17 protein-coding genes and 1 pseudogene are annotated in these 21,183 nt (G+C 71.7%); 11 read left to right on the top strand and 7 right to left on the bottom strand.

From position 1 onward, the window contains the following. Positions 1-287: 287 nt before the first annotated feature. The gene (locus IE277_RS44660) at positions 288-1,223 is read right to left on the bottom strand and encodes an HAD family hydrolase (RefSeq protein WP_189959590.1); all 936 of its coding nucleotides are present in this window, start codon (positions 1,221-1,223) and stop codon (positions 288-290) included. A 150-nt stretch (positions 1,224-1,373) separates the two neighbouring features. Here IE277_RS44660 and IE277_RS44655 point away from each other — a divergent pair, with 150 nt between their 5' ends. The 5 genes from IE277_RS44655 (at position 1,374) to IE277_RS44635 (ending at position 7,047) form a co-directional block, all read left to right on the top strand. Next, positions 1,374-1,649 carry a glutaredoxin family protein gene (locus tag IE277_RS44655; protein ID WP_189959588.1) on the top strand — a complete coding sequence of 92 codons (276 nt, stop codon included), beginning with the start codon at positions 1,374-1,376 and terminating at the stop codon, positions 1,647-1,649. A gap of 280 nt (positions 1,650-1,929) precedes the next feature. Further along, on the top strand, positions 1,930-2,694 hold the full coding sequence (locus tag IE277_RS44650; protein ID WP_189959587.1) for a redox-sensing transcriptional repressor Rex: 765 nt from the start codon (positions 1,930-1,932) through the stop codon (positions 2,692-2,694). Continuing rightward, complete coding sequence (locus IE277_RS44645) at positions 2,691-4,382, top strand: glutamyl-tRNA reductase (protein ID WP_189959585.1); 1,692 nt, start codon at positions 2,691-2,693, stop codon at positions 4,380-4,382. Before IE277_RS44650 ends, IE277_RS44645 begins: the two co-directional genes overlap by 4 nt. Next, on the top strand, positions 4,379-5,338 hold the full coding sequence (hemC, locus tag IE277_RS44640) for a hydroxymethylbilane synthase (protein WP_189959583.1): 960 nt from the start codon (positions 4,379-4,381) through the stop codon (positions 5,336-5,338). The genes IE277_RS44645 and hemC overlap by 4 nt, the downstream gene beginning before the upstream one ends. Then, entirely contained in the window at positions 5,335-7,047 is a 1,713-nt protein-coding gene (locus IE277_RS44635; RefSeq protein WP_189959581.1) for a bifunctional uroporphyrinogen-III C-methyltransferase/uroporphyrinogen-III synthase, read from the top strand. The genes hemC and IE277_RS44635 overlap by 4 nt, the downstream gene beginning before the upstream one ends. Positions 7,048-7,090: 43 nt before the next feature. On the opposite strand, the gene IE277_RS44630 is transcribed toward IE277_RS44635, so the two are convergent. Then, positions 7,091-8,083 (bottom strand): phospholipase D-like domain-containing protein, encoded by a 993-nt coding sequence (locus IE277_RS44630; protein WP_189959579.1) that lies wholly within the window; start codon positions 8,081-8,083, stop codon positions 7,091-7,093. A gap of 240 nt (positions 8,084-8,323) precedes the next feature. Between IE277_RS44630 and hemB the strand changes: the two genes are divergently transcribed. Next, complete coding sequence (gene hemB / locus IE277_RS44625) at positions 8,324-9,325, top strand: porphobilinogen synthase (protein ID WP_189959577.1); 1,002 nt, start codon at positions 8,324-8,326, stop codon at positions 9,323-9,325. Positions 9,326-9,340: 15 nt separating this feature from the next. Here hemB and IE277_RS44620 read toward each other — a convergent pair whose 3' ends face one another. Continuing rightward, on the bottom strand, positions 9,341-10,072 hold the full coding sequence (locus tag IE277_RS44620; RefSeq protein ID WP_229882516.1) for a DUF4232 domain-containing protein: 732 nt from the start codon (positions 10,070-10,072) through the stop codon (positions 9,341-9,343). A gap of 183 nt (positions 10,073-10,255) precedes the next feature. On the opposite strand from IE277_RS44620, the gene IE277_RS44615 reads away from it, so the two are divergent. Continuing rightward, positions 10,256-11,623 carry a helix-turn-helix domain-containing protein gene (locus tag IE277_RS44615; RefSeq protein WP_189959575.1) on the top strand — a complete coding sequence of 456 codons (1,368 nt, stop codon included), beginning with the start codon at positions 10,256-10,258 and terminating at the stop codon, positions 11,621-11,623. Positions 11,624-11,719: 96 nt separating this feature from the next. Continuing rightward, a complete protein-coding gene (locus IE277_RS44610; RefSeq protein WP_189959573.1) occupies positions 11,720-12,922 on the top strand; it encodes an aminotransferase-like domain-containing protein in 1,203 nt (400 codons plus the stop codon). 62 nt (positions 12,923-12,984) lie between these two features. Here the strand turns inward: IE277_RS44610 and IE277_RS44605 are convergent, their stop codons facing one another. Next, the gene (locus IE277_RS44605; RefSeq protein WP_189959571.1) at positions 12,985-13,815 is read right to left on the bottom strand and encodes a DUF4253 domain-containing protein; all 831 of its coding nucleotides are present in this window, start codon (positions 13,813-13,815) and stop codon (positions 12,985-12,987) included. Between the two features lie 154 nt (positions 13,816-13,969). On the opposite strand from IE277_RS44605, the gene IE277_RS44600 reads away from it, so the two are divergent. Then, complete coding sequence (locus tag IE277_RS44600; RefSeq protein WP_373311008.1) at positions 13,970-15,148, top strand: hypothetical protein; 1,179 nt, start codon at positions 13,970-13,972, stop codon at positions 15,146-15,148. 43 nt (positions 15,149-15,191) lie between these two features. Here IE277_RS44600 and IE277_RS44595 read toward each other — a convergent pair whose 3' ends face one another. Further along, entirely contained in the window at positions 15,192-15,578 is a 387-nt protein-coding gene (locus IE277_RS44595; RefSeq protein WP_189959569.1) for a VOC family protein, read from the bottom strand. 71 nt (positions 15,579-15,649) lie between these two features. Between IE277_RS44595 and IE277_RS44590 the strand changes: the two genes are divergently transcribed. Further along, positions 15,650-16,639 carry a helix-turn-helix transcriptional regulator gene (locus tag IE277_RS44590; RefSeq protein ID WP_189959567.1) on the top strand — a complete coding sequence of 330 codons (990 nt, stop codon included), beginning with the start codon at positions 15,650-15,652 and terminating at the stop codon, positions 16,637-16,639. On the opposite strand, the gene argS is transcribed toward IE277_RS44590, so the two are convergent. Next, positions 16,617-18,380 carry an arginine--tRNA ligase gene (gene argS, locus IE277_RS44585; protein ID WP_189959565.1) on the bottom strand — a complete coding sequence of 588 codons (1,764 nt, stop codon included), beginning with the start codon at positions 18,378-18,380 and terminating at the stop codon, positions 16,617-16,619. The genes IE277_RS44590 and argS overlap by 23 nt on opposite strands. 128 nt (positions 18,381-18,508) lie before the next feature. Between argS and lysS the strand changes: the two genes are divergently transcribed. Beyond that, positions 18,509-20,251 (top strand): lysine--tRNA ligase, encoded by a 1,743-nt coding sequence (gene lysS / locus IE277_RS44580; protein WP_189959563.1) that lies wholly within the window; start codon positions 18,509-18,511, stop codon positions 20,249-20,251. A 100-nt stretch (positions 20,252-20,351) separates the two neighbouring features. Here lysS and IE277_RS44575 read toward each other — a convergent pair. Then, positions 20,352-21,183, bottom strand: a pseudogene (locus IE277_RS44575) (DUF2637 domain-containing protein); the annotation flags it as partial.

Below are 21,183 nucleotides of genomic sequence, written 5' to 3'. Positions count from 1 at the left end.
ATCACGTGCAGTACGGGACCGTTCACCCGTCGTAGCGACGGAGGGGTACCGGTTTGCGTCTGAGGAGAATAACGCTTCGTGCAGGCACTGCTACACCGAGTTGCTCAAATCATCGATTGCGTCGCTTCTGTTGCCGATTGGCGACCTATCAAGTGCCGCAGGATGATCGGTTGTTGATCGGAAAGGTGCGGCTTTCGGTGAAGTACAGGGCGTGTTGAAGTGGCCGCGGCATAATTCGGGCGCGCGTGGCGTCCGGGAGCCCGGGGCGCGGCTATGGACGGACTTTGTTATCGGCGCCGTCGGCTCAGCGCGATCGCCGCCGCCGTGCCGCCGGCCACCGCGCCGACCCCCGCTGCCGCCGGGATGCCGACCTTCGCGGCCTTGCGGCCCGTGCGGTAGTCGCGCAGGCGCCAGTCCTTCTCGCGGGCGTGTTTGCGGAGCTTGGCGTCGGGGTTGATGGCGTAGGGGTGGCCGACCAGGGACAGCATCGGAATGTCGTTGTGGCTGTCGCTGTAGGCCGCGCAGCGGGTCAGGTCCAGGCCCTCCGCCGAGGCCAGCGCGCGGACCGCCTCCGCCTTCGCCGGGCCGTGCAGCGGCTCGCCCACCAGCTTGCCCGTGTAGATGCCGTCCACCGACTCCGCGACCGTGCCCAGCGCGCCGGTGAGGCCCAGGCGGCGGGAGATCACCTGGGCGATCTCCACCGGGGCCGCCGTGACCAGCCACACCTTCTGGCCGGCGTCCAGGTGGGCCTGGGCCAGGGCGCGGGTGCCGGGCCAGATGCGGTCGGCCATGTACTCGTCGTAGATCTCCTCGCCGATCGACTCCAGCTCGGCGACCCGGTGGCCCTTGACGATGGACAGCGCCGAGTCGCGGGCGTCCTGCATGTGCTCGGGGTCCTCGACGCCGGCCAGCCGGAACCAGGCCTGCTGCCAGGCGAACTTGGCGAGGTCGCGGGTCTCGAAGAACTTCCGCTTGTACAGGCCCCGGCCGAAGTGGAACAGCGCGGCGCCCTGCATCACGGTGTTGTCGAGGTCGAAGAAGGCGGCCGCCTTGTCGTCGCCCCGCACCGGGAACTCCGGTTCCGCCTCGGTGACCTGTGGCGGCTGCGCCTCCTGCGCTTCCTGCGACGACTTGCGGGCAGCCTCCGCCGAGGCCTCGCCTGCCAACACGCTGCGAGCCGTGGCGGAGCGCCTACGGGGGGTGAGCCATCCGAGAGCGGCCATGTCGTGAGCATAGCCAGTTTGTTCGGTCCTTCCGGAGTCGAGAGGTAGGAAGCGCGTGAACTCTCCGCTACCGGGCCGTTAAACAGGCCGGAGAACAGGCCGGAGAGCGGCTGGGGGGCGGGTCGCGCCGGGCGGGCGAGAATGGCCGGTATGACTCCTCTCTTCCGGCGCAGGGCCGCCGAACCCCGTGAGCGGCTCGTCACGCTGATCCGCAAGCCCGGCTGTCATCTGTGCGACGACGCGCAGATCGTGATCGAGAAGGTCTGCGGGGAGCTGGGGGTGACCTGGGAGCCCAGGGACATCACCGAGGACCGGGCCCTGCACGACCAGTACTGGGAGCAGATCCCGGTCGTACTGATCGATGGTGAACAGCACACCTTCTGGCGCGTGAACGAGGAGCGGCTGCGCCGTGCACTGACCGACTAGTCCAAACCGGCTCGAAAGTCGCTTAGGATCGACGGCGGTCTGATCTCGGGGGCGGGATTCGTGAGGAGAGTGTGCGGTTTTGCCCCCAGTAACGAAGGAACGCCGGTGTGTATGCGCCGGTTCCCGGCGAGCGCGCGAAAGGCGCGTGACCCCGGTCACTTCTGCCGGGCAAATCGGACACCATCTTTGTGCACGCGTTCACAAAGACATAGCCTGCTGTCGACGGGGCGGTCTGGGGACGTATGACCGCCTGCAGCCCCGCTCTACCCGCAGGAGCACCGTGGCAACTGGCCGAACACACCGACCGGCGACCCGTAGCCGAGGGATTCCCGAGGCCACCGTCGCCCGGCTTCCGCTGTACCTCCGAGCCCTGACCGCACTGTCGGAGCGCTCGGTACCCACGGTCTCCTCCGAGGAGCTGGCGGCCGCGGCGGGGGTCAACTCCGCCAAGCTGCGCAAGGACTTCTCCTACCTGGGTTCCTACGGAACGCGCGGTGTCGGCTACGACGTGGAGTATCTCGTCTACCAGATCTCCCGTGAACTCGGCCTGACCCAGGACTGGCCGGTTGTGATCGTCGGTATCGGCAACCTCGGCGCCGCCCTGGCCAATTACGGCGGGTTCGCCTCGCGTGGCTTCCGGGTCGCGGCCCTCATCGACGCCGATCCGGGGATGGCCGGAAAGCCCGTCGCCGGTATCCCGGTGCAGCACACGGACGACCTGGAGAAGATCATCCAGGACAACGGCGTGTCCATCGGTGTCATCGCCACCCCCGCCGGTGCCGCCCAGCAGGTCTGTGACCGGCTCGTGGCCGCCGGAGTGACCTCCATCCTGAACTTCGCGCCGACCGTGCTGACGGTCCCGGACGGTGTCGACGTACGCAAGGTCGATCTCTCGATCGAACTCCAGATCCTCGCCTTCCACGAGCAGCGCAAGGCCGGCGAGGAGACCGCGGCGGGCGACGGGGCGCACCCCGCCGCCGCCCGGGACGCCTCGTCCGCCGACCAGGGGCCCGACGGGGACGTACCCGCCGTGATGCCGGCATGAGTCTCCTCGTCGTCGGACTGAGCCACCGCAGCGCGCCGGTGAGCGTGCTGGAGCGGGCCGCGCTGAACGCGGACGCCCAGATCAAGCTGCTGCAGGACACGGTCGCCGCCGAGCCGGCCACCGAGGCCGCGGTGCTCGCCACCTGCAACCGCATCGAGCTGTACGCCGACGTGGACAAGTTCCACGCCGGTGTCGCCGAGCTGTCCACGCTGCTCGCCCGGCACAGCGGGGTGGGACTCGACGAGCTGACGCCCTATCTGTACGTCCACTACGAGGACCGGGCCGTCCATCACCTCTTCTCGGTGGCGTGCGGGCTCGACTCGATGGTCGTCGGCGAGGGCCAGATCCTCGGGCAGATCAAGGACTCGCTGGCCCAGGCGCAGGAGCTGCACACCGCCGGAAAGCTGCTGAACGACCTGTTCCAGCAGGCGCTGCGGGTCGGCAAGCGCGCCCACTCCGAGACCGGTATCGACCGCGCCGGGCAGTCCCTGGTCACCTTCGGCCTGGAGCAGCTGGCCGTCGGCGCGGCCGTCGAGGACTGGGCCGCGGGCAAGAAGGCGCTGGTCATCGGCGCCGGTTCGATGTCCTCGCTGGCCGCCGCGACGCTGGCGCGGGCCGGGGTCGCCGAGGTCGTCGTCGCCAACCGCACCTTCGAGCGCGCCGAGCGGCTCGCCCGGATTCTCATAGAGGGCGACGACAACGCGGTGGCGGCTCGCGCGGTACGGATGGACGCCGTACCGGACGAGCTGACACGTGCCGACGTCGTCGTCTCCTGTACCGGGGCGACCGGCCTGGTGCTGACGGCCGAGGCGGTCGCCCAGGCGGTCGAGGGCCGCACCGGGCAGCCCGCCGTCGCCGACACCACGTTCACCACGGTCACCGCGGTGAACGAGAAGACCGCGCTGCCGCCCACCAGCGTCGGCACCGACGAGAACTGCCCGCTGGACCTGGCCGCCGTACAGCCCGGCTTCTCGCTCATGGGCGAGGCCGCCGTCGCCGGCATGGACGCGGCCACCCTGGAGCAGCACGCGGCCTGGGTCGCGGGCGGGACCATCGACCGCCGGGAGCGTCGTACGCCCGAGGCGGACGCCGAGCTGATCACCGCGCTCGCCGCGACCGCCGCCACCGTGGGCCGGATCCCCGAGCGGCGCAGGCCGGAGCCGGTGGCCGCGCGTCCGGCGCCCTTCGTCTTCCTCCTCGACCTGGCCATGCCCCGCGACATCGACGCGGCCGTGCACCGGCTGGCCGGGGTGCGGCTGGTGGACATCGAGTCGCTGGCGGAAGCGTCCGCCGACGCACCGATGGCGGCCGATGTGGACCAGGTCCGGCGTATCGTCTCCGACGAGGTCGCCGCCTTCGGCGCGGCACAGCGGGCGGCGCACATCACGCCGACCGTGGTCGCGCTGCGCACCATGGCCGCCGACGTCGTCGCCGGTGAGATCGCGCGGCTCGACGGCCGCCTGCCCGACCTGGACGAACGCCAGCGCGGTGAGATCCGCCAGGCCGTGCACCGGGTCGTCGACAAGCTGCTGCACGCGCCGACCGTACGGGTCAAGCAGCTCGCGGCCGAGCCCGGCGGCGCCGGGTACGCGGACGCGCTGCGCACCCTGTTCGACCTCGACCCCGAGACGGTCGCCTCCGTCTCCCGGGCCGGGGACAGCACAGACAAGAAGGACCGACCGGCATGACTGAGAAGGCTTTGAGACTGGGGACCAGGCGGAGCAGACTCGCCATGGCCCAGTCCGGCCAGGTGGCGGAGGCCGTCCGCCGGGTGACCGGACGGCCCGTCGAGCTGGTCGAGATCACCACGTACGGCGACACCTCCCGCGAGCACCTGGCGCAGATCGGCGGCACCGGCGTCTTCGTGACGGCGCTGCGCGACGCGCTGATGCGGGGCGAGGTCGACTTCGCGGTTCATTCGCTCAAGGACCTCCCGACGGCGCAGCCCGCCGAGCTGGTCCTGGCCGCCGTACCGGAGCGCGAGGACCCGCGGGACGTGATCGTCGCGCGCGACGCCCTCAAGTTCACGGACCTGCCGCGCGGGGCGCGCATCGGCACCGGTTCGCCGCGCCGCATGGCGCAGCTGAACGCGTACGCCCGCACCCACGGCCTGGACATAGAGACGGTCGCGATCCGGGGGAATGTGGATACGCGGATCGGGTATGTGCACGGCGGCGAGCTGGACGCTGTCGTGCTCGCCGCGGCCGGACTGCGCCGGATCGGCCGGATCGACGAGGTGACCGACTTCCTGTCGGTCGACACGGTTTTGCCCGCCCCCGGCCAGGGGGCACTGGCGATCGAGTGTGCCGCGGACAACGCAGCCCTCATCGCCGCGCTCGGCGAGCTCGACGACCCGTTCACCCGGGCCGCCGTGACCGCCGAACGGTCACTGCTCGCCGCCCTGGAGGCCGGCTGCAGCGCCCCTGTGGGTGCGCTGGCCGACTTCCTGGCCGACGGGCAGATTGTCAAGGAAATGCGCCTGCGCGGCGTCGTCGGCACGACCGACGGCACGCGCATGGTGCAGCTGTCCACCACCGGTCCCGCGCCCGAGACGGAGACCCAGGCGATGGCACTCGGTCGCGAACTCGCTGCCGAGATGCTCGCCCAGGGCGCGGCCGGTCTGATGGGGGAGCGAGCACATTGAGCCCCACCGCCCTTCCTGCCGCCGGTCCTGAACACGGGCACGTCACCTTCCTCGGTGCCGGACCCGGAGATCCGGGACTGCTGACTCTGCGCGCCGTGGAGGCGCTGTCGAACGCGGACGTCCTGGTCGCCGAGCACGAGGTGCTCGACGTGATCCGGACGCACGCCCGAACGGGCGTCTCCGTCGTACAGATGGACGCCGATCCCTCTTCGGTCTCGCCGCCGGGCACGGGCACGCCCCAGCTGACGGTCGTTGACGGCACGTCAACAACCGCCGCTGTCCCGGCCGCTGCCCGGGATGCCGCACATCTTGTCATGGAGGCTGCGCGGGGCGGCAGGCGGGTCGTCCGTGCGGTGCCCGGGGACCCGGGACTGGATACGTACGCGGCCGAGGAAATGCTCGCCTGCGCCGCCGCCGGGGTGCCCTTCGAGGTGGTCCCGGGTGTCGCGGCCGCGGTCGGTGTGCCCGCGTACGCCGGTGTGCCGCTGCGGGACGCGCGGGGCGCGGACGTCCGCTTCGTGGACGCCCGTACGGCCTCGGACCGGTGCTGGACCGAGGTCGGTGCCTCCGACGGCACGGTCGTCGTGTCGACGACGCTGGACGCGGTGGCGGCCGCGGCGGGCGAGCTGGTGTCCGCCGGCCGTAAGCCGGACACGCCGTTGTCGGTGACGGTCGCCGGTACGACGACCCGCCAGCGCACTTGGTCCGCCACGCTCGGCACGATCGCGCAGACGCTGAAGCAGGCCAAGGTGCTGCCGTCGCCGGACGGCGGCCGCCCGGTCATAGCCGTGGTCGGCGAGCGTTCCGCCGCCGCCCGCCGTGACCAGCTGTCGTGGTTCGAGTCCAAGCCGCTGTTCGGCTGGAAGGTGCTCGTGCCGCGGACGAAGGAGCAGGCGGCGTCGCTCTCCGACCAGTTGCGGTCCTACGGGGCCGTACCGCACGAGGTGCCGACGATCGCCGTCGAGCCGCCGCGCACGCCCCAGCAGATGGAGCGGGCCGTGAAGGGGCTCGTGACCGGGCGGTACGAGTGGATCGCCTTCACGTCGGTCAACGCGGTGAAGGCCGTCCGGGAGAAGTTCGAGGAGTACGGGCTCGACGCCCGTGCCTTCGCGGGCATCAAGGTGGCCGCGGTGGGCGAGCAGACCGCGAAGGCGCTGGTCGCCTTCGGCGTGAAGCCCGATCTGGTGCCGAGCGGTGAGCAGTCGGCCGCCGGTCTGCTGGAGGACTGGCCGCCGTACGACCCGGTGTTCGACCCGATCGACCGGGTCTTCCTGCCGCGTGCCGACATCGCCACGGAGACCCTGGTGGCCGGGCTCATCGAGCTGGGCTGGGAGGTCGACGACGTCACGGCGTACCGGACCGTGCGGGCCTCGCCGCCGCCGGCGGAGACGCGCGAGGCGATCAAGGGCGGCGGCTTCGACGCGGTGCTCTTCACGTCGTCGTCCACCGTGCGGAACCTGGTGGGTATCGCGGGCAAGCCGCACAACGTGACGGTGATCGCCTGTATCGGTCCGGCCACGGCGAAGACGGCGGAGGAGCACGGGCTGCGGGTCGATGTCATGGCTCCGGAGCCGTCCGTGCACAAGCTGGCGGAGGCGCTGGCCGACTTCGGGATGAAGCGGCGCGCGGCCGCGCTGGAGGCGGGGGACGCGGTGACGCGGCCGAGCGAGCGGCGTCCGGGGGCGCGTAGGCGCCGTACGACGACGTGAGAAGAGGCGGGTGCCGTACGGCACCCGCCTCTCGCGTACGCGGCTACTGAGCCGTGCCGCCCTTGTAGTCGCTGTTGAACGTCGTCTCGATGGTCGACGCCACCGGCTGGGCCACGCCCGTGCCGGTCAGGATGATGCCCAGCTCCCTGTTGTTGCTCAGGGAGTTGCTGCTGATGTTCATGGAGCCGGCCTCGACCTCCTGGGTGGACAGGCCGTAGTCGGCGACCATCGCCTTGGCGTGGATGTAGAAGCCGCTCGGGTCGGAGTAGCCGACGACCGTGCCGCCGGCGGCCTTGATGGCGGAGACCTCACTGGAGTAGCCGGCGGGGCTCTCCAGGACGACCCGGACCTTTACGCCGGCCTTGGCGCGGGCCGCGATCGCGTTGACCACCGTGCTGTCGCTGAACTCCAGCTCCTCCACGTCGAGGGTCCTGGTCGCGGAGTTGATGACGGACACCAGGCGGCTGCGCGAGTCCGTGGGGGACCAGAGCAGGTGGTCGCCGTCGGTGGGGGTGACGGACGTCGCGGCGTAGTCCGCGTCGAAGACCTTCTCGATGGCGGCGACGTCACGCGTGTCGTCGGTGAAGACGCCGTAGTCGCGCCCGGTCGCGTAGTACTGCGAGGTCAGGTTTCCGGTCAGGACCAGGGACTTGGTGCCGTCGACCGTGATCGTCTTCTGGTGGGTGTAGACGTAGGCGGAGGAGGACCAGACGACGCCTATGCCCGCGTTCGTCAGGGACGTGTACGCGGCGTTGTCGGCGCTCTTGTGCTGGCGGTCGAGGACGACCCGGACCGTGACGCCCTTGTTCTTCAGGGCTATGAGGTCGTTGACGGCCGTGGTGTCCTCCAGCTCGTACATGGTCATGTCGAGCGTGCTGGTGGCCGAGTTGATGAAGTCGTAGATCGTGGGCTGGCCGCCGCTCTGGGAGAAGGCGAACGCCGAGTACGTCGCCGCGTTCGCGGGGACGGCGGTCGTGACGACGGCGGTGCCGGCGGCGAGGGCGATGGCCGCGCGGGTGAGGACCTTCCGCAGCATGTGCGACTCCTGTCAGGAGACGGGGAGGTGGGGGTGGCGCGTGCATGACACCACGCGCGTAGAACGCTGGGGAGGCGGGCGGATCCAAGGAACGCCAGGGGGGTGCAAAGACTTCGTATGACGGCGGAGCTATGCCCCTGAATGGCGTGAACGGGCTGCCTGTGAACCGGCTATGAGCCGGTCGCCGGCCCGACAGGGCGTCGGCAAAGGCGGGGGCCGGGCGGGCGTAGCGTAGAAGGCATGACGAAGTACGGATCTTTTCCTGGTACGCGTCCCCGGCGGCTGCGGACCACGCCCGTCATGCGCCGCATGGTCGCCGAGACGCGGCTGCACCCGGCCGACTTCATCCTCCCGGCGTTCGTCCGGGAAGGCGTGAGCGAGCCCGTGCCGATCGCCGCCATGCCCGGTGTCGTCCAGCACACCCGCGACAGCCTGAAGAAGGCCGCGCTGGAGGCCGTGGAGGCCGGGATCTCCGGGATCATGCTGTTCGGTGTGCCGGAGGAGGCGAAGAAGGACGCCTTCGGGACGCCGGGCACCGACCCGGACGGGATCCTGCAGGTCGCCATCCGGGACGTACGGGCCGAGGTCGGCGACGACCTGCTCGTCATGTCCGACCTGTGCCTGGACGAGACCGTCGACCACGGGCACTGCGGGGTGCTGGACGCCGAGGGCCGCGTCGACAACGACGCGACCCTGGAGCGGTACGCGGAGATGGCGCAGGTGCAGGCCGACGCCGGTGCGCATGTGGTCGGGCCGAGCGGGATGATGGACGGCCAGATCGGCGTCGTCCGCGACGCGCTCGACCAGATCGGGCGCGAGGACGTGGCGATCCTCGCCTACACCGCCAAGTACTCCTCCGCGTTCTACGGCCCCTTCCGCGAGGCCGTCGCCTCCTCGCTCCAGGGCGACCGCAAGACCTACCAGCAGGACCCCGCCAACTGGCGTGAGTCCCTGCGGGAGTTGGCCCTGGACCTGGAGGAGGGCGCGGACATGGTCATGGTCAAGCCGGCCGGGCCGTACCTCGACATCCTCGCCCGGGTCGCGGACGCCGTGGACGTACCCGTCGCCGCGTACCAGATCTCCGGCGAGTACGCGATGATCGAGGCCGCCGCCGAGAAGGGCTGGGTCGACCGGGACCGGGCCATCTTCGAGACCCTGACCGGCATCAAGCGGGCCGGGGCGCGCAACATCCTCACCTACTGGGCGACCGAGGTGGCGCGGAAGCTGCACCAGTCCGGGTGAAGTCCCCTTCGGGGACTACCAGTTGAGGGCGTCGTCCGCCTTCTGCTGCCAGTACGACACGGTCAGCGAGCTGTCGTAGTAGACGCCCTTCGCCGGCAGCGTCGGGGTCGCGGCCGGGCCGCCGTCGCTGTTCGGCGTGCGGCCCTGGAACATCACCGTCAGCTTGTGCGCGGTGGTGCCGCCCTCGCCGCTGCCGTCGGCCGCGGAGAGCCGCACGCCCGCGTACCCCGACTCGCCGGGCGCCAGGCTCACCACGGCCTGCGGCTGGGTGTCCTGGGCCGCCTGCGGGGCCCACTGCATCTCGTCGAAGCGGATGACGGGGGAGTACGGCAGCTCGCAGATCCTGCGGCCGGTGTTCTTCACCGTGATCAGCATGTGGTTCAGGGGCCGGGGGACCGGCCGGGCGGTGACGGTGGTGTTCGCGCCGTTGCACAGCACGATCGAGCCGCCGGTGCCGTCCGGCTTGCCTCCGCTCTGCCTGCCGCCGCCCTGCCGGGTGCCAGGCGTGTGGGCGCGGGTCGCCGAGGTGCCGCTCGCCGAATTGCCGCTCGCCGTCCCCTTGCCGGCCGCCGTGCCGGGGGCGGCGGAGGGCGTCCGGTCCGCTGTCGCCGCCGCCGTCGGCGACACCGACTGCGAGGCACGGCCCTCGTCCTTCGTCCCCGTCCCGTTCCCGCCGCACGCGCTGAGCGCGAGGGCGCTCACCACGGTGCCGGTGGCGGCGAGCAGACGGATGTGGCGCATACGCATGGCAAGTCCTCTTTCGGGCTGGGCCGGTTGACGTGTTTGGATGACTCACAGCCTGTGCGGCACCCTGTCCCGGCGGCCAGTGCCCGGGGGAAATCTGGGACGCCGGGACGTCTGCACGGCGATGACCTGCGAAAACAGTCCTTCCCTGGAACGCCGGGCTGGGACGAGGGGGACGGAGGAACGGTGGTGGGCGGCACCACGGACAGCGGTTTCGCGGAGTTTCTGCGGGAGTTGAAGAACCGCTCGGGGCACAGCTACGGCACGCTCGCCAAGCGGCTCCACATGGGTACGTCGACGCTCCACCGCTACTGCAACGGGGAGGCCGTACCGGCCGACTACGCCCCCGTGGAGCGCCTGGCCCGGCTGTGCGCGGCCACGCCCGAGGAACTCACGGAGCTGCACCGCAGATGGCTGCTGGCGGACGCGGGACGAGGGCGGAAGGAGCCGGAGCGGAAGCAGCCGGTCCGGGAGGCGCCGGTGCCGGACGTGCCGGTGCTGGAGGCGCCTGCGGCGGAGGCGCCTGTCGCGGAGATGCCTGTGGGGGAGACGCCGGAGGAGACAGCGGAGCCTCGGACGGAGGAGTCCTCGGACCCGGTGCCGGTCCCGGGCGGTCGCCCCCGCCGCCGTAACCGGACCGTCCTCCTCGCCGGCCTCACCGTCGCCGCCCTCCTCGGCACCGTGACGCTCGCCCTGAACCTCTCCTCCGGCGGCGCGGCCGAGGACGGCAAGGGGGCCGCACCGGCCGCGGGCAGCGCCTCCGTACGACACCGGGCACCGACCGCCGATGCCCCGAGGACGACGGACTCCGGCCGCTCGGCCACCCCGTCCGCCTCCGCCGCCGGCACCTCGCCCCAGGCCTCCGGCACACCGTCCGGGGACCGGGCGGGCGCGCCGCACACCGGGCGGACACCCGACGGCGACGCCGGCGCCGGCAGCGCGCCGCTCGCGGTCACCACCCACCCCTACGCCTGGCAGAGCCCCTGCTCCCAGCACTACCTGATCGACCGCGCCCCGGCTGATGTCGCGCCACCCCCGCTGGAGCAGGACGCGCCCGCCTGGGTGGCCGTGCACAAGGCGGTGTCGGCGGGCGAGCAGTACGTCACCCTGACCGTGCAGGGCACCGGTTCGGACACCGTCGTACTGGAAGGCATGGCGGTGCAGACGGTGGACCGGCGGGCGCCCCTCGCCTGGGGCGACTACGCCATGGGCTATCCCGGCGTGGGCTGCGGCGGAGGCGTGCCGACCCACTCCTTCACGGTCGCACTGGACGCCCTGCGCCCCGCGGCCGTACCGCAGTCCGGGCAGCGGAACTTCCCGTTCAAGGTCAGCCGGTCGGACCCCGAGGTCTTCTATGTCACGGCCGATGCCTCCGCGTACGACGTCAGCTGGTACCTGCGGCTGTCGTGGTCCAGCGGGCCGCGGCACGGCACGCTGCTGATCGGCGACAACGGCCGGCCGTTCCGCACCAGCGGCGACAACGGACGGCCCGCGTACGCCTTCCCGCTGGGCGGCCAGAAGTGGGAGGCGGCGCCGGGCACAGACGCGCACTGACCGTCCGGACCGGCTGTCCGGATCGCGGAATTACCGGTGTAGACGGCACGCGTGTCTCTAGCCTGACGGGTCCCGGAACCGAAGGAGAGCCGTGCCATGACCGTCGCCGAGGCTGCCCCGACCCGTGCCCCCGTCCCGCCGCTGGCCGCGCGCGCCCGCGGGGTGGGCGGTTCGCCCGTGCGGGAGATCCTCGCGGTCACCGCCCGCCCCGAGGTGATCAACTTCGCGGGCGGTCTGCCGGCACCGGAACTCTTCGACCGGGACGCCATAGCGGCCGCGTTCCGGGACGTCCTCGCGAACGCACCGGCGCAGGCGCTGCAGTACTCCACGACAGAGGGCGAGCCCACGCTCCGCGCCGCCCTCGCGGCCCGCACCACCGCCCGGGGCCTGCCCACCGACCCCGACGACCTGCTCGTCACCACCGGCTCCCAGCAGGCCCTGTCGCTGCTGGCGACGGCCCTGCTCGAACCCGGCGACACGGTCCTGGTCGAAGACCCCTGTTATCTGGCGGCCCTTCAGGTCTTCGGCCTCGCGGGCGCGCGGGTGGTGGCCGTGCCGGGCGACGCGGACGGAGTGGACCCGGCCGCGCTGGCGGACGCGGTCCGCCGCGAGCGCCCGAAGCTGCTCTATCTCGTCCCCACCTTCCAGAACCCCACCGGCCGTACGATGCCCACGCCGCGCCGCGCGGCGCTCGCCGCCGTGGCCGCCCGCGAAGGCCTGTGGATCGTCGAGGACGACCCGTACGGCGAACTCCGCTACGACGGTGAGCGCGTCCCCTGGATCGCCTCGCTGCCCGGCGCCGAGGACCGGACCGTGCTCCTCGGCTCCCTGTCCAAGGTGATGGCGCCCGGTCTGCGCCTCGGCTGGCTGCGCGCGCCCGCCGCACTGCGCCGGGCGTGCGCGGTGGCCAAGCAGGCGGTGGACCTGCACACCCCGACGCTCAACCAGCTCGCCGCCGCCCGCTGTCTGGATGCCCTGGACGCCCATGTGGAACGGGTGCGGGCCGTGTACGGCGAGCGCCGCGACGCCATGCTGGCGGGCCTGCCGGCCGCCCTCCCGGCCGGCTCGCGGTGGAACCGGCCCGAGGGCGGCATGTTCCTCTGGGCGCGGCTGCCGGAGTCGTACGACACCCTCGCCCTGCTGCCCCGCGTGGTCGAGCAGAACGTGGCCTACGTCCCCGGCGCGCCCTTCTACGCCGGTGACCCCGATCCCGCCACCCTGCGTCTGTGCTTCGTCACCCAGACACCCGAGGAGATCGCGGAAGGGCTGCGGAGGCTGGGACGAGGGCTCGGCGGCTGACCGGCGGGGCGGGGCGGCGGGGCGGTCCGGTCACGGGGGCCACGGGTCACAGGGGCCACGGGTCAGTCCCACCAGAAGGTCCAGGAGGACGCGCCGATCAGGTCCTTCGCGTAGGCGCGGAGGGTGTCCCGCTCGCCCTGGAGCACATTGTCCGGGCAGAACGCGAAGTGCTCCGCCGCCACCGCCTCGGCGTCCTGCTGCGTGGCCGGCGGGGCCGCGACCGACACGACCAGGGTGTCCGGGCCGAGCGCCACCACTCGTATGCCGAAGCGGTCCTCCCAGGAGCGCAGCACCGCGCAGACACGGGCCACGTCACCCTCGTAGTTCACCGGGCCGCTCCAGCCGATCGCCGCCGGGATGTCGGCGGACCGGCGGGCCGGGACCAGGGCGAGGTGTGTCTCCTCGACGGCCGGCTCCGGATCGCCGCCGGTCCCCTCGGCGAGCGTGTCGGCGACCTGCGCGGCACGGGTGTCCGGATCGGCGGAGCGCACGGCGGCGGGGGCGAGGCCGGGCCACTCGCTCCCGAACGGCTCGATCTCCTCGGCGATCTCACCGTCCTCCGTCTCCTCCTGCCAGTATTCGACGAGGACGTCCTCGGCGTCGTGATCGCCCGGGTACGACACCTCGCCGGGCATCAGCGCCCAGTCGTCCAGGCCGCCCCCGGCCCCGCCGACGTCCACGAGCACCGGCAGGAGACCGGCGCGGGCCGCCGGTGCCCCCAGCGCCTTCCAGGTGCCCGGCGCGGCCAGCTTCTGAGCGTGCCACAGCAGAGGCTCGTGCCAGGGGCCGTCGTCGGCCGTGTCGACCAGTCTGCCGGGCGGCAGCCGAAGCCCCAGGGAACGGCCGCTGGGGTCGGTGGCCAGTGTGGGCAGCGGGTTGGGAAGAGTCGCCATGACGGTGACTGTAGGGCCCGCCACTGACAACGCCGTTGACCTGCCCTCCCGATGAACCGGCCGCCGCCGCAAACCCTCTTACCGAGGGATGCGGTAATGGGGCGGACGGGGATCACGGCATCACGGGATCATGGGAAGGCGGGAAGGACCCAACGTGCGGATCGGGCGTAACCCGGTGCGGTGGCACATCGTGTTGCTCACCCTGTGGACGGCCGTCTGGTTCGTCGTGGCCGAACGCCACTCCGCCATCTCCTGGCACTATCTGAGAACCGGCCAGCAACTGCTGTTCGGCCAGGCCTCCGGCGGTGGCCTCGCCCTCTACGCCAACCACCCCGACCTGCAGATAGGCCCCGTCAGCTTCCTGGTGGCGGGCCTCTTCGCCCCCTTCCCGCTGGACGTGGGCGAGAAACTGGCCGACGCCTTCATGTCGGGTCTCGGGCTGTACATGCTCGTCCTGATAGGGCGTGCCGCCGCCGATCACAACCGGGGCACCGGCCTCAACCACAAACGCCTCCAGCAGCGCGTCCTGATCGCGGGAGCGGCCTTCATCCCCATGTGGGTCGAGGTCTCGGTCCGCTTCGCCCACCTCGACGACGTCCTCGCCCTGTTCTTCACCACGCTCGCCGTCCGCGCGCTGGTGCGCGGCCAGGCGACGGCGACGGGTGTTTTCCTGGCCCTGGCCATCGACTCCAAACCCTGGGCCGTGGGCTTTCTGCCGTTGTTGCTGGCCCTGCCCCGCCCGGTGCGGCTGCGCTCGGCGGCCTGGGCCTTCGGCCTGGTGGCGGTGGCCTGGCTGCCCTTCTATCTGACCCACCTGGACACCCTGCAGGCGGCCCGCTTCACCATCCCCAACCAGCCGGCGTCCTCACTGCGCTGGTTCGGGGTGAACGATCCCGCGACGCCCTCGTGGGACCGGCCGGCACAGATGGCCCTCGGTATCGCCCTGGGCGCGGTCGCGGTACGGCGCGACCGCTGGCCGGCGGTCGTCTTCCTCGCCGCCGACGCGCGCATCCTGCTGGACCCGAGCGTGTACACCTACTACAACGCCTCGGTCCTCCTCGGCACCCTCATCTGGGACTCCATCGGCCAACGCCGTCTCGTCCCCTGGGTCAGCTGGATCGCCCTCATCTCCCTCTACGGCAGCGCCCTCGTGATCCCCTCGGACGCCACCCGGGGCCTGATCCGCATGGCCTTCTGCGTCGGCGCGGCGGCCTATGTGCTCTTCTGGCCGCAACGGGCGCCGCGCGGCGGCCGGGGCCGCCGGGCACGTCGCGCGGACGACCCCGGCGCAGAGGACCCGGCGCAGGGCTGGGCCGCGCAAGCCCGGCACTGACCCGGCGGCGATCCCGTGGGCCCAGGGCAGGCGCGGAGCCGGCTCAGACGAGCGTGGTGATGCAGAAGGGGTGGCCGGCCGGGTCCAGCAGGACCCGCCACCGCTCCTCGCCGGGCTGGAACTCCGGCTTGACGGCGCCCAGTTCGAGCAGCCGCTTCTCGGCGGCGTCCAGGTCGTCGACGCCCAGCTCGATGTGCGCCTGCTTCTCCTGGGCCGGGTCCGGCCAGGTGGGCGGGCGGTAGTCGGCGAGGCGGTTGAAGCCGAGGCCGGCGGCGCCCTCCTTGCCGAGCAGCACGAAGTCGTCGGTCGAGTACAGGACCGGGAAGCCGAGCAACTCGCCGTAGAAGCGGGCCATGTCGGCGGGGTCGGCGCAGTCGAAGGTGACGGCGGCGTAGCGGAACGCGGGTGCGGAAGCGGTGTCTGCGGTCATGACGGGAACGCTATGCCGTGACCCGGACAGTTCCGGTCCTGGTTATGGCCTGGTGTGGAAAACTCCTGGCCGTGATCAGCGCCTCCGCCCGCCTCCTGCGGCTGCTGTCCCTGCTGTCCTCCCGTCCGTCCTGGACCTGTGCCGAGCTCGCCGAGCGCATGGCGGTCACCGACCGCACGGTCCGCCGGGACGTCGCCCGGCTCCGTGACCTCGGCTACCGCGTCGACTCCGAGGCCGGCCCCTGGGGCGGCTACCGTCTGCGCGCCGGCTCCCGCGTACCGCCGCTGATCCTCGACGACGAGGAGGCCCTGGCCGTGGCGGTGGGGCTGGGCGAGGCGGCGCTGGGCGGCGACCAGGCGGCCCTGTCCGCGATGCTGAAGCTGCGCCAGGTCCTGCCCCGCCGGATCGCGGACCGCCTGGAAGAGCTGGACGAGGCCTTCGTACGACTCCCGGGCGCGGAGAAGCCGCAGATCAGCCCCGGGCTGCTGCTGGAGCTGGCGACCGCCTGCCGGCGCGGGGAGCGGGCCCGGCTGTCGTACACCGACGCAGCGGGGCGGAGCACGGTCCGGGACATCGACCCCTACCGGCTCGTCCACACCGGACGACGCTGGTACGTCGTCGCGCGGGACGTGTCCCGTGGACAGTGGCGGACGTTCCGCGCGGACCGGGTCGACCGCCTCCGGCTCACCGGCCGTCCGGTGGACCTGACCGACCCGCCGGACCCGGCCCAGCTGGTCTCCCGCAACATCGCGAACGGCCCCTATCCCCTGTCCGCGACCGTCCGCCTGCCCCTTCCGCTGCGGGAGGCGCTGCGCCTCGTCCCCGCGACGATCGGCACCCACCGCGCCGACGGCCCGGACGCGACCCTGGTGGACATCGGCGGCCCGGACCCGGACGGCCTGGCCCGCTACCTCCTCGGCCTGGGCACGCCCCTGCACGTCCTCGAACCCGACGCGGTACGGCAGGCCCTGGCCCGCCGCGCTCGCGAGCTCGCCGAGGCGAACGGGGCGAACGCTGCGGATCAGGCCCTGTCCGGCGTCAGAGCTTTTCCGGGGTCCTGATGCCCAGCAGGGCCATGCCCTGGTGCAGGGTGCGGGCCGTGACGTCGCACAGGAAGAGGCGGTTCTCGACCTGCTGCGGCGTCTCGGCCTTCAGGACCGGGCACTTGTCGTAGAACGACGTGTACAGCGACGCCAGCTGGTACAGGTACGCGGCCAGCTTGTGCGGGGCGTACTCCGCGGCCGCCTCGAACACCGTGTCGCCGAACGCGTCCATGTGCAGGCCGAGCGCCCGCTCCGCCGGGGCGAGTTCGAGCTCGGGGTGCGCCACCGGCCTCGTCTCGCCGGCCTTGCGCAGGATCGACTGGATCCGGGCGTACGCGTACTGCAGGTAGACGCTCGTGTCGCCGTTCAGCGAGACCATCTGGTCCAGGTCGAACTTGTAGTCCCGGTTCGGCGACGTCGACAGGTCCGCGTACTTGACGGCACCGACGCCGACCTGCGCGGCCCGCTCCCGGATCTCGTCCTCGGTGAGGTCCTGCGCCTTCTCCCGTACGACCTCGGCGGCCCGCTGCACCGCCTCGTCCAGCAGGTCCTCCAGCCGTACGGTCTCGCCCTCACGCGTCTTGAACGGCTTGCCGTCCGCGCCCAGCACCGTGCCGTAACCCATGTTGTGCGCGGTGACCTCGTCGGTCAGCCAGCCTGCCCGCCGGGCCGCCTCGAAGACCATCTTGAAGTGCAACGACTGGCGCACGTCCACGACGTAGAGCAGCGTCGACGCGTGCAGGTCGAAGACGCGGTCGCGGATCGCCGTCAGGTCGGAGGCCGCGTAGCCGAAGCCGCCGTCCGCCTTCTGCACGATCAGCGGCACCGGCTGGTCGTCCTTGCCGCGGATCTCGTCGAAGAAGACGACGAGCGCGCCCTCGGAGCGGACCGCGACGCCCATCTCCTCCAGGAGCCGGGCGGTCTCGGGCATGCCCTCGTTGTACGCCGACTCGCCGACGATCTCGTCGTCGCGGATCTCCATGTCCAGCTTCTCGAAGACCGAGTAGAAGTAGACCTTCGACTCGTCCACGAACTGCTGCCACAGTTCGAGCGTCTCCTTGTCACCGGACTGCAGGGCGACGACCCGCTTGCGCGCCCGCTCCTTGAACTCCTCGTCCGTGTCGAAGACCGCACGCGAGGCCTTGTACACCCGGTTCAGGTTGCTCATCGCCTGCTCGCCGTCGACGTCGGCCGCCGGGGCCAGCTCGCCGGGGTGCTCGAACAGGTACTGGATGAGCATGCCGAACTGGGTGCCCCAGTCGCCGATGTGGTGCCGGCCGATCGTCTTCTCGCCGGTGAAGTCGAGCATGCCGCGCAGGGCGTCGCCGATGACCGCCGACCGCAGGTGGCCGACGTGCATCTCCTTCGCCACGTTCGGCTGGGCGTAGTCGACGACGGTGATGCCCGCGTGCTCCTTCAGCGGCACACCGAGGCGGCCCGTGTCGTCCGCGTACCGCGCCGCCAGGTTCCCGGTGATCGCCCGGTCCGTGACGGTGATGTTCAGGAAGCCGGGCCCGGAGACCTCGACGTCCTTGATCAGCTCGTCACCCGTGACGACCTGCGAGACGACCTGGGTGGCCAGCTCCCGGGGGTTCGCCTTCGCCTTCTTGGCCAGCGCCAGGATGCCGTTGGCCTGGAAGTCGGCCCGGTCGCTTCGTCGCAGCAGCGGGTCGGCGCCGGCGGCCTCGGGCAGGGTGGCCGAGAGGGCGGACGCGAGGTGCTGCCGGACGGAATCGCTGAGGGACGTGACCGAGGCCATGAGAGTGAGTGCCGTTCTCCTCGTGGGGATGGATGGGCCCCGCCAGTATCCCACGGTGGGTAAAGCCGTTTTCGCGGGCGCGAGCCGGTCTGTGAGAATGGAGTGTCACCCCGTTCAGAAAGAAGGACGTGCCGATCGTGGCTCAGAGCACCGAGACCACCGACTGGGTCTCCCGTTTCGCGGATGAGGTCATCGAGGAGTCGGAGCGCCGGGCCCCGGGTAAACCCGTTGTCGTCGCGTCCGGCCTCTCCCCCTCCGGGCCCATTCACCTGGGCAATCTCCGTGAGGTCATGACCCCGCACCTCGTCGCCGACGAGATCCGCCGCCGTGGGCACGAGGTCCGGCACCTGATCTCCTGGGACGACTACGACCGGTACCGCAAGGTGCCCGCGGGCATCGCCGGGGTCGACGAGTCCTGGGCGGAGCACATCGGCAAGCCGCTGACCTCGGTCCCGGCCCCGCAGGGGTCGGCGTACCCGAACTGGGCCGAGCACTTCAAGGCCGCGATGGTCGCCTCGCTGGCCGATCTGGGCGTCGAGTTCGACGGGATCAGCCAGACCGCGCAGTACACCTCCGGTGTCTACCGCGAGCAGGTCCTGCACGCCATGAAGCACCGCGCCGACATCGACGCGATCCTCGACCAGTACCGGACCAAGCCGAAGCCCGCCAAGAAGCAGCAGCAGAAGGCGGTCGACGAGGCCGAGCTGGAGGCCGAGGAGGGCTCGGGCGCGGCCGCCGAGGACGACGGCTCCTCCGGCTCCGCCGGGTACTTCCCGTACAAGCCGTACTGCGGCGCCTGCGAGAAGGACCTGACGACCGTCACGTCGTACGACGACGACACCACCGAGCTGTCGTACACCTGCACCGCGTGCGGCTTCGCCGAGACCGTCCGGCTCAGCGAGTTCAACCGCGGCAAGCTGGTCTGGAAGGTCGACTGGCCGATGCGCTGGGCGTACGAGGGCGTCGTCTTCGAGCCGAGCGGTGTCGACCACTCCTCGCCCGGGTCGAGCTTCCAGGTGGGCGGCCAGATCGTCGGCATCTTCGACGGCAAGCGGCCGATCGGGCCCATGTACGCGTTCGTCGGCATCTCCGGCATGGCGAAGATGTCCTCCTCGCGCGGCGGGGTCCCCACCCCGGCCGACGCGCTGCGGATCATGGAGCCGCAGATCCTGCGCTGGCTCTACGCCCGTCGCCGGCCCAACCAGTCCTTCAAGATCGCCTTCGACCAGGAGATCCAGCGGCTCTACGACGAGTGGGACAAGCTGGCCGGCAAGGTCGCCGACGGCTCCGCGCTGCCCGCGGACGTCGCCGCCCACAGCCGTGCCGTCGGTACGGCCGCCGGTGAGCTGCCGAAGACGCCGCGCCCGCTGCCGTACCGCACGCTCGCGTCCGTCGCCGACATCACCGCCGGGCACGAGGACCAGGCGCTGCGGATCCTGTCCGAGCTGGACCCGGAGCAGCCCCTGGCCTCCCTGCGGGAGGTGCGGCCGCGGTACGACAAGGCCGAGGCCTGGATCAACACCCATGTGCCCGCCGACCAGCGGACCATCGTCCGTGCGGAGGCCGACGCCGAGCTGCTGAAGTCCCTCGACGAGGCCTCCCGGCAGTCGGTACGGCTGCTGCTCGACGGGCTCGCCGAGCACTGGTCGCTCGACGGTCTGACCCACCTCGTGTACGGCGTGCCGAAGGTGCAGGCCGGCTTCTCGGCCGACGCCACGCCCAAGGAGCTGCCGGCGGAGATCAAGACGGCGCAGCGGACCTTCTTCGCCCTGCTGTACCACCTGCTCGTCGGGCGGGACACCGGGCCGCGGCTGCCCACGCTGCTGCTCGCGGTGGGGCAGGAGCGGGTGCGCACGCTGCTCGGGGAGTAAGAGCCCGGAGGAAACCGCGTAAGAAAAAAAGGGGGCCCTCCCGTCCGGAGGGCCCCCTTTTCCGTGCGTCACGTTTGCGTGCGCCGCGCGTTTGCGTGCGTCACGCGATGTGCTCCTCCTGGAGTTCCCGGGTGTGACGCTCGGCGAAACGGTGGACCAGGCGCTCGGACTCACGGGTCGGCAGCGTGATACCGAAGGTGGCCTCGATGTCGTCCTTGAGCTGGCCGGCGGTCGGGTAGCTGCCGTCGATGGACTTGCGGAAGACCTGGTAGTAGTCGTCCTCGGTCGGCTCCGGTTCCGGGGTGCCGCCGCCCTCGCCGAGTTCGCGGGTGCGGTTCGGGCCCACGGGGATGGGGAAGCTGCCGGTCTCCTCCGGAGAGGGTTCCTGGAATTCCTGCGGCTGCGGCTCCTCGTACCAGTCGTCGTACTGCCCCTCGGGGGCGGACCGCCCCTCGGGGACGGACTGCTCCTCGGGAACGGACTGGGCCTCGGGCGGAACCTCGTAGGCGGGGTCGTAGCCGCCGTGGTACTCGATTTCCTGCTGGGCCTGGAACCAGGGGCTCTGTTCGTCCACGGGGGGCTGGGGGCGCTGCTCGCCGAGAGGTGCCTCCCCCGCGCTCGGCTTCGCTCGCGCGGGGGTACCCCCATCGCCCACCCGTGCCGCCCCGGCGGCACGACTGTCCGCAGCCGCGACGGCGGGATCGCCCGGGGCTATGGCCGGGTCGGCTGTCGGCGCCAGCTGCGGCTGCCGCGGCGACGGCAGCAGGATCGGCTCGATGCCCGCCGCCGCGAGGCCCGCCGGAGCCGTTTCCGCCAGGGGGACGCCGTAGCGGGCCAGGCGCAGGGGCATCAGGGATTCCACCGGGGCCTTACGCCGCCAGGCGCGGCCGAAGCGGGAGCGGAGGCGGGCCTGGTAGACGAGACGTTCCTGC

The sequence above is a fragment of the Streptomyces alanosinicus genome (assembly GCF_014650595.1).
Lineage (GTDB): Bacteria > Actinomycetota > Actinomycetes > Streptomycetales > Streptomycetaceae > Streptomyces > Streptomyces alanosinicus.
Note: the sequence above shows the minus strand (reverse complement) of the source record. Positions and strands in the feature narration are given on the sequence as shown.